The organism is Novosphingobium sp. TK46, from assembly GCF_055361525.1.
In genome coordinates this window covers 137,602-154,586 of sequence record NZ_CM143963.1, presented here as the reverse complement: position 1 = coordinate 154,586, position 16,985 = coordinate 137,602, and the positions used below count along the sequence as shown (strand labels likewise).

Annotated in this window: 12 protein-coding genes; 8 read left to right on the top strand and 4 right to left on the bottom strand. The window is 62.7% G+C overall.

Annotated features, from left to right (window positions below):
- Window positions 1–44: 44 nt before the first annotated feature.
- Window positions 45–716, top strand: a complete 672-nt coding sequence (locus tag ACXJ1Z_RS00655) for an AcvB/VirJ family lysyl-phosphatidylglycerol hydrolase (protein ID WP_463778791.1) — start codon at window positions 45–47, stop codon at window positions 714–716.
- Window positions 717–864: 148 nt separating this feature from the next.
- Window positions 865–4,158 (top strand): trifunctional glycoside hydrolase family 18/polysaccharide deacetylase/glycosyltransferase family 2 protein, encoded by a 3,294-nt coding sequence (locus ACXJ1Z_RS00650; protein WP_463778790.1) that lies wholly within the window; start codon window positions 865–867, stop codon window positions 4,156–4,158.
- A gap of 55 nt (window positions 4,159–4,213) precedes the next feature.
- Here ACXJ1Z_RS00650 and glpK read toward each other — a convergent pair whose 3' ends face one another.
- Complete coding sequence (gene glpK / locus ACXJ1Z_RS00645; RefSeq protein WP_463778789.1) at window positions 4,214–5,713, bottom strand: glycerol kinase GlpK; 1,500 nt, start codon at window positions 5,711–5,713, stop codon at window positions 4,214–4,216.
- A 199-nt stretch (window positions 5,714–5,912) separates the two neighbouring features.
- Between glpK and ACXJ1Z_RS00640 the strand changes: the two genes are divergently transcribed.
- Complete coding sequence (locus ACXJ1Z_RS00640) at window positions 5,913–7,478, top strand: glycerol-3-phosphate dehydrogenase (protein WP_463778787.1); 1,566 nt, start codon at window positions 5,913–5,915, stop codon at window positions 7,476–7,478.
- Window positions 7,475–8,308 carry a DeoR/GlpR family DNA-binding transcription regulator gene (locus ACXJ1Z_RS00635; RefSeq protein ID WP_463778786.1) on the top strand — a complete coding sequence of 278 codons (834 nt, stop codon included), beginning with the start codon at window positions 7,475–7,477 and terminating at the stop codon, window positions 8,306–8,308. Before ACXJ1Z_RS00640 ends, ACXJ1Z_RS00635 begins: the two co-directional genes overlap by 4 nt.
- 110 nt (window positions 8,309–8,418) lie before the next feature.
- Here ACXJ1Z_RS00635 and ACXJ1Z_RS00630 read toward each other — a convergent pair whose 3' ends face one another.
- Entirely contained in the window at window positions 8,419–8,631 is a 213-nt protein-coding gene (locus ACXJ1Z_RS00630) for a hypothetical protein (protein ID WP_463778784.1), read from the bottom strand.
- A gap of 196 nt (window positions 8,632–8,827) precedes the next feature.
- On the opposite strand from ACXJ1Z_RS00630, the gene ACXJ1Z_RS00625 reads away from it, so the two are divergent.
- The 4 genes from ACXJ1Z_RS00625 to ACXJ1Z_RS00610 all read left to right on the top strand — a co-directional run bounded on the left by ACXJ1Z_RS00625 (window position 8,828) and on the right by ACXJ1Z_RS00610 (window position 15,182).
- Entirely contained in the window at window positions 8,828–9,403 is a 576-nt protein-coding gene (locus tag ACXJ1Z_RS00625; RefSeq protein ID WP_463778783.1) for a hypothetical protein, read from the top strand.
- A 319-nt stretch (window positions 9,404–9,722) separates the two neighbouring features.
- Window positions 9,723–10,394 (top strand): Crp/Fnr family transcriptional regulator, encoded by a 672-nt coding sequence (locus ACXJ1Z_RS00620; RefSeq protein ID WP_463778781.1) that lies wholly within the window; start codon window positions 9,723–9,725, stop codon window positions 10,392–10,394.
- A gap of 424 nt (window positions 10,395–10,818) precedes the next feature.
- Window positions 10,819–13,716: a PAS domain S-box protein gene (locus ACXJ1Z_RS00615; protein WP_463778779.1), complete on the top strand. Its 2,898-nt coding sequence runs from the start codon at window positions 10,819–10,821 to the stop codon at window positions 13,714–13,716.
- A gap of 308 nt (window positions 13,717–14,024) precedes the next feature.
- The gene (locus ACXJ1Z_RS00610; RefSeq protein WP_463778777.1) at window positions 14,025–15,182 is read left to right on the top strand and encodes an acyl-CoA dehydrogenase family protein; all 1,158 of its coding nucleotides are present in this window, start codon (window positions 14,025–14,027) and stop codon (window positions 15,180–15,182) included.
- 7 nt (window positions 15,183–15,189) lie between these two features.
- Here the strand turns inward: ACXJ1Z_RS00610 and ACXJ1Z_RS00605 are convergent, their stop codons facing one another.
- Together ACXJ1Z_RS00605 and ACXJ1Z_RS00600 are read right to left on the bottom strand one after the other, a co-directional pair.
- Complete coding sequence (locus tag ACXJ1Z_RS00605; protein ID WP_463778776.1) at window positions 15,190–15,981, bottom strand: phosphate/phosphite/phosphonate ABC transporter substrate-binding protein; 792 nt, start codon at window positions 15,979–15,981, stop codon at window positions 15,190–15,192.
- 26 nt (window positions 15,982–16,007) lie between these two features.
- A complete protein-coding gene (locus ACXJ1Z_RS00600; protein ID WP_463778775.1) occupies window positions 16,008–16,967 on the bottom strand; it encodes a fatty acid desaturase in 960 nt (319 codons plus the stop codon).
- Window positions 16,968–16,985 lie beyond the last annotated feature (18 nt).

Sequence of the window (16,985 nt, the reverse complement as noted above, 5' to 3'; positions counted from 1 at the left end):
CCAGGCGGATCGCGGGGTGGACCGCGCTCTTGTTGGGTGTCCTGATGATGATCGCGGCAGCCGCGCCCATCCTGCGCCTGTTCGGAACGTCACCTTACCTGATCTATCATCCGCAACATCAACGTATCCCGGTGGCGGCGGTGATGCTGTCCGGTGACATCGGCTTTCGCGGCGGCATGAGCGCGCCGGTCGCGACCGCCTTGGCGGATCGGGGTATGACGGTGGTCGGCGTGTCCTCACCCGTGGTCTTCGCGTACCATCACACGCAGGCCGAAGCGGTCGCGATCGTTCAGCAGGCGATACGCTCGGCGATGCGGATCAGCGGCGCCGACAAAGTGGTGCTGGTCGGACAATCCTATGGCGGCGATATCGTGGCGACGACCGCGCCCCATCTTGGCGCCGAACTGCTCTCCCATGTTGCGGCGATCGACCTGCTGGTGCCGGGTCGCAGCGTCTACTTTCGCGCCGATCCGACAGGACTGGAGTATCTTGGCTCTCCCGATGCGCAACCTGCGGCCGACTTGCGTGCGCTGCGCGGCCCACCCGTGGTCTGCGTCTATGGGATAGAGGAGACCGACAGCCTGTGCCCGCTGATGGGTGGCGCTGCCCAAGTGATTGCGTTGCCGGGCAATCACCACCTCAACCACGATCACGTGCTGCTGGTAAAAACAGCGTTGGGGGCGCTGCACCGGTTGATCCCGATCATCCGGCCCTGATCCAGGCCGAGCGATCTTCGCCCCGTTCGGCGCCGAACATGACTATTAATTAAGTCCGGAGTTACGATGCCGGCATGCAGCGTCGTTCATGTGTCGACGCCTTCCATTTCGTCACAATCCCGCAGTCTTTCGGAGTGTCGTCGTCGCCGTGACCAAGCCCATCTTCTTCGATCCCACCGGCCGCCGCAGCCGCTGGTCGCGCCGCAGTCTCTCCATCGCGCTGCTGCTGGTGGTTCTGGGCGCCATCGCCTTCGCCACCACGCTGGTCGCGGTGCCCCGTCAGCGCGAGCTCGACCTGCCGGTGCCACACTTGCACGCGGCTGGCTTCGCCAAGTCGAAGCTGGGGCACAAGCTGAACGCCTGGCTGCCCAAGCTGCAGGGCAAGTCCGGGCAGGCTCCGCTGGCGGTGGGTTTCTACATGCCGAACAACGATGCGAGCTTCCTGTCGCTCCAGCGGCACGGCAACGATCTGGATTGGGTCGTGCCCGCGCTGGTCAATGTCTCGGGGCCGCAACACCATGTCGACATCGCGCAGGACAGTCGTTTCGACCGGCTGGTCACGTCTACATCGCATCGGTTCAAGGTGCTGCCGATGGTGCAGAACTACGGTGATGATCAGTGGGATGGCGCCGGAGCCGCCGCGCTGCTTCACGACCCCGTGCAACGCCGGGCCTTCGCGCAGCAGCTGAGCCAGATGGTGGCGCAGCGTGGCGAGAAGGGTGTGGTAATGGATTTCGAATCGTTGCCCCGCCAGGCCATGGCCGACTACGTCACGTTCCTGCGCGAGCTGCGCGGGCAGATGCCGGACGATTCCCGGATCGCGGTGACCGTCCCTGCGGAGGACAACGACTGGCCGCTCGAGGCGATCTCCGCCGCTTCGGACAAGGTCATCATGATGGCCTACGACCAGCACTGGGAGGGCGGCGAACCGGGCCCCATCGCCCCACAGGAATGGTTCGTTCGCGAGGTGCAAAGTGCGCAGAAACGGATCGGAACCGACAAGATCGTCGTCGCGCTGGGTAGCTATGCCTATGACTGGCATGGCAACACAACCGACGCCCTTTCGATCGACGATGCCTGGCTGGCGGCACATGACAGCGATGCCAAGATCACGTTCGATCAGGCGAGCGGAAACGCCGGGTTCGCCTACAAGGAGGGAGACCAGACGCACACGATCTGGATGCTCGACGCCGCGACCAGCTGGAACCAGCTGAATGCCTTGAGCCGGCTGGGCATCCAGCAGGTCGCAATGTGGCGGCTGGGCATCGAGGATGGCGGGTTCTGGCAGGATCTGCAGGCCTTCAACAAGGGTAGCCGTCCCGATATCACGGTGCCCCGATCGGTCAGCGGTGCGGATGTCGAGGGATCGGGCGAGATCCTGCACATCACCGCGACCCCGCGCGACGGTGCGCGCCGGGTGACGTTCGATGCTGATGGCATGATCCACGACGAACACTACGACGCCTTGCCGACGCCCTACGTGGTTGCGCGCGCCGGTGGCGGCAATCCCAAGCTGCTGGCGCTCACCTTCGACGATGGACCGGATCGCGAATGGACGCCGCGCATCCTCGACACGCTGGAGGCCGAGCATGTTCCAGCGACCTTCTTCGTGATCGGCGAGTACGCCTTGGGAAGTCCCGACCTTCTCAAGCGGATCGTCGCCGATGGCGATGAACTGGGCAATCACACTTATACCCACCCCAATCTGGCGGAGGCCGGCGCACGCGAGACGCAGCTGCAACTGAACGCCACCCAGCGCCTCGTCGAAGCCTATACAAGACACAGCATGACGCTGTTTCGCGCGCCGTATTTCGGCGACGCCGAGCCGACCACGCCCGATGAGCTTGGCCCGGCGCTCAAGGCGCAACAGGCGGGTTACACGGTGGTCGGGCTGCACGTCGATCCCAACGACTGGAAGCGGCCGGGAACCGATGCGATCGTCAATCAGGTGATCGAGCAGGTCCATTCCGCCACTGCGGATCAGTCGATGAACGTGATCCTGCTGCACGATGGCGGCGGTGATCGCTCCCAGACGGTTGCCGCGTTGCCGCGTATCATCCAGACGCTCAGGTCCGAAGGGTATCAGTTTGTCACGGCCTCACAACTGATCGGCATCCCCCAAAGCCGGGCTATGCCCGCGATTTCGACCAGCGATCTGGCGGCGGTCCGGATTGATGTCGCAGCGTTCGTGATCATGATGGCGCTGTCGATCCTGCTGGTATGGTTGTTCTACATCGCGATCTCGCTGGGTATCGCGCGCGCGGTGATCATGGCTGGCCTCGCCTGGTTCCAGAGCCGTCGCCAGCGTGGTGAACCACCGACCTTCGAGCCGCGGGTTTCGGTCATCATCCCGGCCTACAACGAGGCGCGCGTGATCGCGGAATCGGTCGCGCGGGTGCTGGCGAGCGATTACCCCGCGCTACAGGTCATCGTTGCCGACGATGGATCAAAAGATGGCACCAGCGAAATCGTCACCCAGGCGTTCGGCGACGATCCGCGCGTGACGCTGCTGACTCTGGAGAACGGCGGCAAGGCGGCGGCGCTCAACCGGGCGCTGCAAGATGCCAGCGGTGAGGTCATCATCGCGCTCGATGCCGACACCCAGTTCGAGGCCGAGACGATCCGGCGCCTGGTCCGCTGGTTCGACGATCCGCGCATCGGCGCGGTCGCGGGGGATGCGCGCGTGGGCAACCGGGTGAACCTGGTCACGCGCTGGCAGGCGGTCGAGTACATCACCGCCCAGAACCTCGATCGTCGGGCGCTGGCCGGGTTCGATGCGATGACGGTGATCCCGGGTGCCGTGGGTGCGTGGCGTCGCGCGGCGCTCGACGCGGTGGGCGGCTATCCGGTCGATACCCTGGCCGAGGATCAGGATCTGACCATCGCCATTCAGCGCGCCGGCTGGCGTGTTACCTACGATCCGCGCGCGGTCGCCTGGACCGAGGCACCGGAAAGCTTCAAGGCGCTGGCCAAGCAGCGGTTCCGGTGGGCGTTCGGCACATTGCAGTGCTTGTGGAAGCACCGGGCGGTGATCGCGACCGGAAAGCCGCAGGGTCTCGGCCGCATTGGCCTGCCCCAGGCCTGGTTGTTCCAGATCGCGTTCGCCTCGATCTCGCCATTGATCGACCTGGCGCTGATCATGTCGATCGTCGGCACCATTCTGCGCGTACAGGCGCACGGCTGGGCGCAGACCCGGGGCGACGTCGGGCTGATGGGTGCCTATTGGATCGCCTTCGTCACCGTCGACGTGATCTGCGGATGGATCGCCTATCGGCTCGACGGCAACAAGGTCCGCTATCCCTTCCATCTGCTGATCGCTCAGCGCCTCGTCTATCGCCAGATCATGTACTGGGTCGTACTGCGCGCAATCGTGTCCGCTATCGGTGGCTGGGTGGTGGGCTGGGGCAAGCTGGAGCGTACCGGCCGGGTCACGAAGCCGTAACCACAAGGGTCGTGCTTCGTCATGACGTTCGCGTGCAAGATCGGCTTGCCTCACGTCATTCCGGCTGCCGGGTGAGTGTCTTTGCCAGCGCTGTGTGCCAGCCGGCGATCAGCGTTGCGCGTGCCGCCATGTCGATCTTCGGTTCGAAACGGTCGCCGCGAGCCCAGGTTCTGGCCAACGCTGCGAGATCAGGCCACACTCCCGTCGCTAGGCCGGCGTGAAATGCCGCCCCCAGTGCCGTCGTTTCCAGGTGGCGCGGCCGTTCGACTGGAACTTGGAGCATGTCGGCGAGGAACTGGCAGAGCCAGTTATTGGCTGCCATGCCACCATCGACCCGGATGGTCGCGGGTGGATCGCCGCCATCGGCGATCATCGCATCGGCCAGGTCCATGGTCTGATAGCCGACCGCTTCCAGCGCCGCGCGCGCCAGGTGCGCTTGCGTCGTACCCAGGGTTAGTCCGAAGATCGCTCCGCGCGCGTCCGGGTCCCAATGCGGCGCGCCCAGCCCCACGAACGCAGGGACCATGTAGACGCCGTGGCTGTCGGGCACTTGCGTTGCCATGTCGTTGGTCTCGCGAGCATGGGTGATGACGCCCAGTCCATCGCGTAGCCATTTCACCGCCGCTCCGGCGACGAAGATCGACCCTTCCAGCGCGTAAGTCATTTCGCCGTTCAGGCGATAGGCGGGGGTGGTGAGCAGGCGATGCTCGGAACGGACGGCCTGCGTGCCGGTGTTGAGCAGCATGAAGCAACCGGTGCCATAGGTCGATTTGGCCATGCGTGGGGCAAAGCAGGCCTGTCCGAACAAAGCCGCCTGCTGGTCGCCGACCATCCCTGCAACCGGGATCGCGGCATCGAACAGGCCATCGGCAGTGTGGCCGAAGATGTGGCTGTTGTCGTGAACCTCGGGCAGCAACGCGACCGGCACGTCGAACAGCGCACATAGTTCCGCATCCCAGGCTTGCGCATGGATGTCGTAGAGCAACGTGCGACCGGCATTGGTCACATCGGTGGCGTGCACGGCGCCGCCGGTCAGCCGCCACAGCAGGAAGCTGTCGATCGTGCCGAAGGCCAGTTCTCCCCGCTCGGCTCGGGCACGCGCGCCGTCGACATGGTCGAGGATCCATGCGAGCTTCGTCGCCGAAAAATACGGGTCGAGCAGCAGCCCGGTTTTCGCGCGAACGGTCGGTTCATGCCCCGCCGACTTCAAGTGTGCGCAGAGATCCGCGGTGCGACGGTCTTGCCATACGATCGCCCGGTGGATCGTTTCGCCCGTGGCGCGGTCCCAAACCACCACGGTCTCGCGCTGGTTGGTGATGCCGATGCCGGCGATGGCCGCAGCTCCCACACCGCTTGTCGCGATCGCCTCCCGCGCGGTCGCCAGGGTGTCGTGCCAAATGTCTTCGGCATCATGCTCGACCCATCCGGGCTGAGGATAATGCTGGGCGAATTCGGTCTGCGCGGTGGCGAGCGCCCGTGTCTGTACGTCGAACACGATCGATCGCGTGGACGTGGTGCCCTGGTCAATCGCCAGGATGTATTTTTCACCGTCCACGTCTCTCTTTCTCCAAAGTTCGCGCGGCGTCCATCGAGCCGGTTCTTGCCGCCAATCTTCGCGTCGCCAGCGGATTGCTTCACTGCTTGTCATTATGTTTCGAATGAACGTCAATAGTTTCGTTTGAAAGTTCGATTGAGTCACGCCATATTCGTTTGATGAGTTCCCGCCGGCATGCCCGGCCACGACGAGGCGTCCTTTGGTCAATCAAGCATCCAACCGGATTTGCAGAACAGCGCACGATGTCGATCTCCTGATCGTCGGCGGCGGTATCAATGGCGTCGGTATCGCGCGCGATGCGGCGGGCCGGGGCCTTTCGGTCATGCTGGTCGAGCAGGACGATTTGGCCAGCCACACCTCTTCGGCGTCGACCAAGCTGATCCACGGGGGGCTGCGCTACCTCGAATACTACGAGTTTCGGCTGGTCCGTGAAGCGCTGATCGAGCGCGAGCGGTTATGGGCCATGGCACCGCACATCATCTGGCCGTTGGAATTCGTGCTCCCGCAAAGCAATTCGCCCCGGCCCGCATGGCTGGTCCGGCTCGGGCTATTCCTTTACGATCACCTTGGGGGCCGCAAGAAGCTGCCCGCAACGCGCACGGTCGCGCTTGATCGTGATCCTGTGGGGCAGGGGTTGAAGCCGGGCAATCCGAAGGCTTTCGTCTATTCGGACTGTTGGGTGGAGGATAGCCGCCTCGTCGTGCTCAACGCACGCGACGCCACCGATCGCGGCGCGAGGGTGATGACGCGGACGCAACTGGTGGCCGCGCGCCGCGAGGCCGATGGTGCGGGCTGGACCGCCACGATCAGGGATGCAACCGGCAATCATGAAATCAAGGCGCGTGCGATCGTCAACGCCGCCGGTCCCTGGGTGGCCGACGTGCTCGGCAATGTGCCCGATGCACGGCGTGATCGCGGCGTACGGCTTATCAAGGGTAGCCATATCGTCGTGCCCCGGCTTTACGAGGGCGCACACGCCTTCATGTTGCAGAACCCCGATCGGCGTATCGTCTTCGCCATTCCCTATCAGGAACACTTTACGCTGGTCGGCACCACCGACGAGGCGTGGGAGGGGGCGCCCGGCCGCGCGACGATCAGTGAAGCGGAGACCGATTATCTGCTGGACACCGTGTCGCGCTATTTCGAGCGACCGGTGGCGAAATCGGACATTGTCTGGACCTATTCGGGCATCCGCCCGCTCTACGACGATCATGCGTCGAACGCCTCGGCCGTAACCCGAGACTATGTGCTCGATCTTGATGGCAGCGCCGATCGCGCTCCCATGCTGAGCATCTTCGGTGGCAAGATCACCACGTATCGCAAGCTCGCCGAGCATGCGATGGCCGAGCTCGCCCCGTTCTTCCCCAATGCGGGGAAGGCCTGGACGGCTGGCGCGACATTGCCCGGCGGCGACATGCCCGGTGGCGATTTCGCCCGTTATGTCGATACTCTTGGCGCGACTTACCCGGCGATGCCGTCCGATCTGCTGCGAAGGCTCGCGCGCGCTTATGGCACCTGTACCGACGCGCTGCTCGGCGATGCGCGGGTTCCTGCCGATCTGGGTGAGGATTTCGGTGCCGGCCTCCATGCGCGTGAGGTCGATTATCTGCGCACCTGCGAATGGGCGAGAACCGCCGAGGATATTCTGTTTCGCCGCAGCAAGCTTGGTCTGCACGTTCCCGCCAGAGCGGCAGAGCTGATCGACGCCTATTTGGCAAACAGCACCGCCCCCGCAGCCGGTAAACTGGAATCGGCATCGACGTGACTGGCGAAATGCCCATGGAAGGTGGCGGACACGGTGCCATCTTCGAGCAGGAGGCCATGGCGGAAGGCAGCGCCTCGCGTCATCGCCAGATCCTCGAACTGGCTCGCAGCACGGGCAAGGTCGGCGTCGAGGAACTCGCCGAGCGGCTTGGCGTGACGCCGCAGACGATCCGCAAGGATCTCAATGTCCTTGCTCGCAAGTCGATGCTGTCGCGGGTCCATGGCGGTGCGATCGTCACATCGGGCGTCGACAATATCGACTACGACACGCGACGTACCGTCGCGACCGGTGCCAAGGCGGCCATCGGCGAGGCTGCAGCGGCGTTGATTCCCAACGGTGCTTCGTTGTTCATCAACATCGGCACCACCACCGAGGCGGTCGCAAGCCATTTGGTCCACCACCGCGACCTGATGGTGATCTCGAACAATCTCAACGTCGTCGACATTCTGGACAACAACGACGGCATCGATCTTGTCGTGGTCGGCGGGCAGGTGCGCCGCCACGATCGGGCGGTCGTCGGCGCGCTCGCCATGGAGTTCATCCGCACGTTCAAGGTCGATTACGCGCTCATCGGCATTTCCGCGATCGATCCGGATGGCAGCTTGCTCGATTTCGCCGTCGACGAGGTGCAGGTGACGCGCACGATCATCCGGCAGGCGCGCAAGGTGATCCTTGTGGCGGATACGTCCAAGGTCGGTCGCGCGGCCCCGGTGCGTGCTGGCACCCTCGAGGACATCGATTACCTGGTGACGGATCGGATGCTCGACCCGGCACTTGCCGCGGCGTGCCGGGACGCAGGCGTTCACGTCATCGAGACGGATGGCCGATAGTAGTGCCGGAGGGAATCGTGTAATATTCCGGATTCTCGGGTACTTGGACTGTGCACTTCAGGTCGTGTACACGATCGGACGCTCGTTCATTTCTGACTACGTCATGCCGCCTAATTGCGGCGCCCATTTCGAAGAGCCAGCATTCCAAGTCCGATCAACGTCGCGACAATCGCCCCGGGCAGCACGACGAGCCAGAATCGATCGTCGCTGGCGAGGCTCCAGGGGGCGGCGTGACAACTGGCTGCGCCCGGAGCGTGACCGCAAGCGAGGCTGGTCACGAAGCCATATATCAGCAACGCGCAGCCGCCCACGAGGGTCGCCATTGCAAAGAGGAGGTAGGCCAGTACGCGCATAGCGGGTCGCTCATCCGCCTTCATCGGGAAGGGGTCAACCAGTGCGAACGGGCGCAACGGTTGATTTCACATGGCACGGCGTTATGCCCCGCCTCCTTGAGCCATGCGGAGCACCACAATCGCGCACCTGTTTTTTCCTGTCGCGCTCATGATCTCCACGGCCACGATGGCGACCGACGTAGATCCCGACCCATCCCAGACATCAGAGGTTGATGCGATCGAGTGCCGGCTCGATGCGTCCACTTACCATTCCTTTGCCTTCGGAGTTGAGGGCGAGGAGAAGATCGCTCGAAAACGAGGCTGGAAGAAGGTCCGCTCGGCAAACCCCTTGCTTCTCGAATTTGACCTGCCCGCGCCGATTACCGTGGCCAGCGGGTACACCACCCGGCGCATCGCGTTCACTGCGGACGGCATCCTGGCGGTGCTCGATCTGGCGGATCCCAATATTCTGGCGGCACAGGAGAAGATCGCCAACATGATGGGCCCCGAGCCGATGATCGCTGCAATCGTCGCCTCTGGCAAGGCCACCCGCGCCGAAGCGGAAGCCATGATCCAGTTCCGCAAGTTCCTGGGCGAGCAGATCGTGCAGGATGTCGTCGAACCGGCCGCGCAGCCGGGTGGTTACGGCACCCACACCAAGATCGCGCGCACAATCTCGAATGCGACCACCCATCCGGGCAAGACCTTCTACGGCTGCTCGTATCGCATGGACATTCTGGACGAGAATGGCGAGCCTTTGTAAAACGAAGCCGTACGCCGCCGCAGGGGGGGCGGGGAACAAAGGCTCGATCCTCGTCGGTCCGTCATTTTCCTTCGCGCATCTTGAACGCGGTCAGCCTGGCCTTCCTGATGCCCGCGTGAGCGTTTCCTTTACCTGACGGATATTCACGCCACCCGTCTCTCCTTTGCCACAAGGTAAGCTACGCGCTGTAATCAATCGACTTTTGCGAATGATTGGTGAATTAACATCCGGCAATTGACGCTGAAGTTCAAGTTCGTTTTAGGCTGTCTGCTCGATCCGGGGGCCGACTACCATTCCAGACACTCAAGTACTTGCACCCATGGTGCGCAAGCTGGAGGAGCATTCAAGCCTCCAGATTGCCGAACGTAACGCATTGCTGAACCTTCCGCATGAAATACTATGCCGGAAACGTGGCGAAGTGCTTGTGAGGGCAGGCGATACAGTCAAGCACTGCATGGTGGTTGTTGGCGGATTTGCTTTTCGCACTGGCCATATAAGAGGCAATCGACAAATTCTATCCACCCAGATGGTCGGTGACGTCGTGGATATAGAGAGCCATATTTTCGCGAAATCCAGCTTTAACGTAGAGGCCGCAAGTGCCACGCAAGTCGCCATGATTTCGCATGGCTCGATCAAGATGCTGATCGATCGCTATCCGAACATATCGGCAGCATTCTTGACCGACGTGATGGTTGATGCCGTCCAGTTTCGTCAAACGATCGCTCGCGTTGGAAGCGGGAATGCATACCGGCGGATCGCAAACCTGGTCATCGGTGTTGTTCGTCGCCAGACAATCGCGATGTGTAACGATGGTCCGACATACCATTGGCCATTTTATCAGGAGGATATTGGAGCAGCTACCGGCATGACTCACATCCACGTCTCGCGTGTTTTGAAGACGATGAAAAAGGAACAGGCTTTTACCATCGACAGACGATCAATTACGATTGTCGACTGGGAGAGGATGCATAGCTGGGCGGCTTTGGAGTGACTTCCAGGCGATAGGTTGTCGTTTGTTGGTAGCCTGCGCCTTCCCGGCTCAAGGTCGTGGGTGAGACCGTTTGCTACCAAGCGTGCAGAACCTAGCCGAAGTGGGCTCACACCCGGCGACGACGATCCGCTCGATCTACGTCGAAGGTGCCTCGACCGCACATCGCAAGATGATATCAAACCGCGTCAGATCGGTCGTCCAGCAGCAAATCGAGATGCCGACGGATAGCTAACGAAGGCCAGGGCCGGGATATATCGATGCATCCCGAACAGGGCAAGACGGCGGGTGCTCTGCGCCGTCCGCAAGTCATCCGGGCGCAATCGGCCACGAGGTGAGCCATCAGTTTAGATAAAATGTGATGTCGGACAGGCCGTGTTGACCTAGTGGATGTGGGAGCAACGATGTAGGTTCAACTTCCCAGGCTATGATCAAGATGGATGACTCTGAAGCGCAGCGTTTGGCGGTCCTGGCAAAATACGACGTGATCGATACGCCTCGCGAGGCGGCTTTCGACGAGGTGGCGGCACTGGCGGCGAAACTGTGCGATGCACCCATCGCCGTTGTCAATCTGATCGGTGATCGTCGGCAGTTCTTCAAGGCCGAGGTCGGTCTTGGCGTGCGCGAAACGCCGTTCGATAGTTCCTTTTGTGCCAAGGCGATTTTGGAGCAGGATTTCCTGCTCGTTCCAGACGCCACCCAGGATGTTCGTTTTAGCTGCAACCCACTGGTGGTAAGCGATCCCCAGCTGCGCTTTTACGCCGGTGCCCTGCTGAAGACCGAGGACGGCTTTGTCATCGGAACGTTGTGCGTTCTCGATTACCGCCCGCGGCAGCTGAGCGAGCTACAGCAAGATGCGCTCCGCGTGCTGGCACGACAGGTCATGGCGCAACTGGAACTGCGGCGCGCGCTGCAGGAACGCAGCCGGCAGCTCGCGGCGGCGGAAGCAAGCGAGCAACGTCTTCGCCATACACAGATCGAGTTGGCGGATAGCGAGGCACGTTTCCGCAACATGGCCGATAACACCCCTGTGATGATGTGGGTCACCGACCCGGATGGCTATTGCACTTACCTCAATCGCGTCTGGTACGAGTTCACCGGCCAGAAAGAAGAGGAGGCGCTTGGCTATGGCTGGCTCGATGCCACTCACCCCGATGACAGGCTCGTAGCGGAACAGGTTTTCATAGAGGCAAACGCGGCGCGCCGGCCGTTTCGCGCGGAATACCGGCTCCGGCGGTTCGATGGCGCGTATCGTTGGGCCATCGACGCGGCCAGCCCACGCTTTTCCACCGATGGCGAGTATCTCGGTTATGTCGGCTCGGTGATCGACATCGATGAGCGCCGCGAGGCGGAAGATGCCTTGCGCCACGCCAGCACTTTGTTGGCCGCGGTTATGGAAGCTGTTCCCGGCGTCGTTTACGCCAAGGATCAGGATGGGCGTATGATCGCGGCCAATCGCGGGACGGTGGAGTTGGTAGGCAAACCGCTGACCGAGATCATCGGCTACACCGACAAGGATTTTCTCGACGACCCCGCGCAGGGCGAAGAAGTCATGATCAATGATGCTCGAATCATGGCGGAGAACCGTACCGAAGTGCTTGAGGAAGTGGTGAGCCTGCCCGATGGGCGCGCAGCGACCTGGCTTTCGACCAAGGCGCCTTTCCGGGACGCCAGCGGGACCATCATCGGGCTGGTGGGGTCGTCCGTCGACATCACGGATCGAAAGCGTGCGGAGGAGCGGCTTCGGCGTAGCGAGGCCCAGTTGCTGGAGCTTAACGAAACGCTCGAGCGGCGGGTCGAAGCAGCCATGGCAGACCGCGATCGCACCTGGAATAACGCGCGCGATCTCTTGCTTGTTGTCGGGGTGGACGGCATTTACCGGGCGGTCAATCCGGCGTGGACAAAGATCCTGGGTTGGCGGCCCGAGGAACTTGTTGGTCGGTCGTACCTCGACTTCATCCATCCCGATGATCGACTGTCCGCCGCCGATGCCTTGGAGACGGTGTCTGCGCCCGAGATGCCGGTCCACGAAAACAGATACCGGCACAAGGACGGTAGTTTCCGCTGGATCTCCTGGGTTGCCGCCCCGGAGGCGGATCTGATCTATGCCTCCGGACGCGACGTGACGGCCGACAAGGAAAGGCAGATACAGCTCGAACAGGCGCAGGAGCAGCTTCGGCAGGCGCAGAAAATGGAAGCGGTCGGGCAGCTCACGGGCGGAATCGCGCATGACTTCAATAATCTGCTCACCGGTGTGATCGGATCGCTCGACATGATGCAACGGCAGTTTGCCAAAGGCGATATGAGCAAGATGGAGCGCTATACGAATACGGCGCTCACCTCTGCAAACCGCGCTGCCGCGCTTACCCATCGCCTGCTTGCATTCTCGCGCCGCCAGCCGCTCGATCCCAAGCCCGTCAACGCCAACCGTCTGGCGACCGGCATGGAGGAACTGTTGCGCGGGACGATCGGCGAGGCCGTGCGGCTTGAACTCGTTCTGGCGGGTGGATTGTGGCAGACGTTGTGCGATCCACATCAGCTTGAAAGTGCGATCCTCAACCTTGCCATCAACGCGCGTGACGCCATGCCGGAGGGGGGGACACTTACGATCGAGACCTGCAACGCGCATCTCGACGAAGCGTATGCTGCACGCCAGCGCGAGGTAAAACAGGGTCAATATGTCTGTATCTGCGTTTCCGATAATGGCGTGGGCATGACGGCGGACACGATCGGCAAGGCGTTCGAACCGTTCTTCACCACCAAGCCGATCGGTCAGGGGACGGGGCTGGGTCTTTCGATGATCTATGGCTTTGCGCGCCAGTCGGAAGGTTACGCGAAAATCTACTCGGAGCCGGGCGAGGGCACCACGTTCAAACTCTACCTTCCGCGCCATTACAGCGAGGGCGAAGAAGAGTTGGATCAACGGGTCGTGCGGAGCGATGAACACCGCACGGAGCGGGGCGAGGTCGTTCTGGTCGTCGAGGACGAGAGCGCCGTTCGCGCCCTGGTCGTCGATGTGCTGGAAGAGCTTGGGTATCGTGCGCTGGAGGCCGCCGACGGGCCCTCGGGTCTGAAGCTGCTCCAATCGCAGCTGCGTATAGACCTGCTTGTCACCGACATCGGTTTGCCGGGTCTCAACGGGCGTCAGCTCGCCGACGCGGCACGCGAACGCCGCCCCGGCCTGAAAGTGCTGTTCATGACCGGCTACGCCGAGAACGCCACTATCGCTAACGGTTTTCTGGACCCCGGCATGGCGATGATCACCAAGCCGTTTCCCATCGACGCGCTGGCTGCACGCATCAAGGGAATGATCGAGGCGACCTGATCCGATGTCGGTTTCCCCTGGCGCGCGGGTCGTCTCAAGGGACGGGTTCCGGGATCAAACTTGCGCTGTATTGTGAGATCGAATAGCGTCCAGCGCGTTGAACTGACCCAACAAGTCGCTGTTATCAGGGTAGATCGTCGACCGGTGGGGCCAATGTTCGGCAGAACGTAAGAGCATTCAGATGGGCGGCCGATCAATCGGCTGACCTTCGCGTGTTCGTGCCGTCCTCATGGTAAGCCGGTCCCACTGGCAGCATGAGTCAAACCAGATACTGACGAACCGATCCGCGCTAGATAAAGGCGAATACCATGGACGCCGACTTTGACTTCGCGCTGGGAGACAGCGCAGACACCATTCGCGATGTGACCGAGCGTTTCGCCCGCGAGCGGATAGCGCCACTGGCCGCGCGTATCGATGCCGACGATTGGTTTCCCCGCGACGAGCTGTGGACCGCGATGGGTGAGCTGGGTTTGCATGGCATCACTGTCGCCGAAGAGTTCGGTGGTCTTGGTATGGGCTACCTCGAGCATGTGCTGGCTTGCGAGGAAGTGTCGCGTGCTTCGGCCTCGATCGGGCTCAGCTATGGCGCGCACTCGAATTTGTGCGTCAACCAGATCAGCCGGTGGGGCACGCCCGAGCAGAAAGCCCGGTATCTTCCCAAGCTGATTTCCGGCGAGCATGTCGGGAGCCTGGCGATGTCCGAGGTGAATGCCGGGTCGGACGTCGTTTCGATGAAGCTGAAAGCGCAGAAGGTGGATGGCGGCTGGCAGCTTACCGGCACCAAGTTCTGGATCACCAACGGCGCCTATGCCGACACGCTGGTGGTCTATGCCCGGACCGATCCCGACGCCGGATCGCGCGGCATCACGACGTTCCTGATCGAAAAAGGCATGGCTGGCTTCTCGATCGGGCAAAAGATCGACAAGATGGGCATGCGCGGCTCGCCGACGTCGGAGCTGGTCTTCGACGGCTGCTTCGTACCGGACGCGAATGTCATGGGCCGGGTCGGTGGCGGGGTCGGTGTGTTGATGAGCGGGCTCGACTACGAGCGTGTGGTTCTGGCCGGCATCCAGCTTGGCATCATGCGCGCGTGCCTCGACACGGTTCTGCCGTTCCTGCGCGAGCGCAAGCAGTTCGGCAAGCCGATCGGCGCGTTCCAGCTGATGCAGGCCAAAGTCGCGGACATGTACGTGGCGCTGCAATCTGCCAGGGCCTACGTCTATGCGGTGGCGCGGTCCTGCGATGCCGGGCGCACCACGCGGTTCGACGCGGCCGGCGCAATCCTGCTCGCGTCCGAGAGCGCATTCCGGGTTGCCGGTGAGGCCGTGCAGGCGCTTGGCGGGGCGGGCTATACCAAGGACTGGCCCGTCGAGCGTTACTTGCGCGATGCCAAGCTGCTCGACATCGGCGCTGGCACCAACGAAGTGCGCCGGATGCTGATCGGCCGTGAGCTGATCGGCGCCTGATCCGCGCTCAGTCGGCCACCAGGCTACGCGGCAAGGAAACCCCATCGGCGTCGGTCAACGTGGCGAGCGCCTGATACCGTGCCAATGGCACCCGCGCGATGCCTTTCAGCAATAGCGTTTCGCGTGCCTGATGGAGGTCCGGTGCGGCCACCGCCCATTGCAATGCCCGTCGCAGGAGGTCGACCTCAAGGTCGGTCGCCTTTCCGGCTGTCACGAAGGGCAGGCCGGGTGACGACGGAGTGTGGCCGACGACACGCAAGCGGCCGGTAAGATCAGGCATAAGGCGTTGCAGGTGGGCATACGTCACCACATCCAGAGCGGCGACATCGGCATCGCGGTTGGCAACGGCCTCGGCGCTGGCCAGGTGCGACCCGCTGACGATCGCGCCAGCAAAGATCGGCGCTGCGTTCGTCCACGGGGCAAGAGCGGCAGCCAGCAAGTTGCACCCCGAGTTCGAGGCCGGCTCGTTGATCGCAACGGTCGCTCCTCGCAGATCACGAACGTCATCGATGTGGCTGTCGTGCGAGACGACGATAACGCTGCGATAGTCCGGCCCGTCACACCCCGGCGCGTCATAGCACGGGGTGGCGACCAGGCGGAGGCGGCCCTCCCATCTGGTCGCCAGGGGAAAGCCACAAGTTTGCGCCAGCAGCAGATCGGGATCGTCCCAGATGTCGCCAAGCGGGCGACGTCGATCGAGCTGCCACGGAACCTGCTCGACACCATGATCGTGTAGCCATGCGGCGAGCCCACGCCACAGCGCATCGTTGGCTTCGAGCAAACCGGGAAGGTCGTACATCCCGAGCGATGCGGGGCGCTCGACAATCATTGCGGGCTGACGGGACGGTGGTCGGGGTGGATCAGGCTGTCATGCCCTCGAAAGAGGAAGCGGCGTGCGATCTCGCCATAGCCGGCATAAACGAGACCACCGTTTTCCTGTGCGAACCCGGCGCGCCGATTTCTGTAGTAGCCGGGCAGCTTGTACCAGGCGAGGCCGGGCTTGCGATGATGCGCGGCATGCAGGTTGTTGAACAGGAACAACAGGGCGAATGGGCCGGCGCGTTCGACCGTGGCGACACGGTGGTCTGGCAGTGCGGCGGCGCGATGCTCGGCGAAGGAACGCAGCAGCGTCAGCGACAGGCCCGGATAGACGATCAGCAGCGCATATGTGCCGAGGCCGATGCCGCAGCGGTCGAGCCACCACGCTATGGCAGCGACGCCGATGAGATGAGGCACCCAGTCCCGCAAGGTGGAAAACGGCGCGCGAACCAGCCGCTGCAGTTCCTGCGCCAAAAAACGCAAGACCATGATCGCGGGCCCTAGCAGCAGGCGACCCGCCAGAGTTGCCTGCGCCGTCTCCAGACACAGGCTCAGACGTCCCAGGATGCCGCGACTATGCGGAAGATAGCGGGATTCCGGATCATCGAACGGATCGGTTATCGCGGGCGTCGCATGATGCGCGATGTGTGTGCGGCGGTAGATGACGAACGGCAACCATAGCGCGAGCGGCACCGCACCGATCAGCGTGTTTACCGCATGCGAACGGCTGGGGTGGCCATGAATGATTTCGTGCTGCAGCGATCCGTGCCAGGCGATCAGCCAACCACCGATCACCACGACCAGCCACGCCGGGAGGCGGTGCGCACTCGCCGTGAGCACCAGCCATCCCACATAGATCGTCACCGCCAACAACACTGTCGGCCATTCGAGCCGCTTGATCCTGGCCAGCTGCCGGGTTGCCCCGGAGCCGCTTTCGATCCGCGATTTGCCATTCCCACGAGTCATGGGAATTACATAACCAGA

What these genes read in the sequence shown, in the direction of transcription:
- ACXJ1Z_RS00600 (WP_463778775.1), bottom strand. Translation starts at nt 16,967, where the DNA reads ATGACTCGTGGGAATGGCAAATCGCGGATCGAAAGCGGCTCCGGGGCA.
- ACXJ1Z_RS00610 (WP_463778777.1), top strand. Translation starts at nt 14,025, where the DNA reads ATGGACGCCGACTTTGACTTCGCGCTGGGAGACAGCGCAGACACCATT.
- ACXJ1Z_RS00605 (WP_463778776.1), bottom strand. Translation starts at nt 15,981, where the DNA reads ATGTACGACCTTCCCGGTTTGCTCGAAGCCAACGATGCGCTGTGGCGT.
- ACXJ1Z_RS00655 (WP_463778791.1), top strand. Translation starts at nt 45, where the DNA reads ATGATGATCGCGGCAGCCGCGCCCATCCTGCGCCTGTTCGGAACGTCA.
- ACXJ1Z_RS00615 (WP_463778779.1), top strand. Translation starts at nt 10,819, where the DNA reads ATGATCAAGATGGATGACTCTGAAGCGCAGCGTTTGGCGGTCCTGGCA.
- ACXJ1Z_RS00620 (WP_463778781.1), top strand. Translation starts at nt 9,723, where the DNA reads ATGGTGCGCAAGCTGGAGGAGCATTCAAGCCTCCAGATTGCCGAACGT.
- ACXJ1Z_RS00630 (WP_463778784.1), bottom strand. Translation starts at nt 8,631, where the DNA reads ATGGCGACCCTCGTGGGCGGCTGCGCGTTGCTGATATATGGCTTCGTG.
- ACXJ1Z_RS00625 (WP_463778783.1), top strand. Translation starts at nt 8,828, where the DNA reads ATGGCGACCGACGTAGATCCCGACCCATCCCAGACATCAGAGGTTGAT.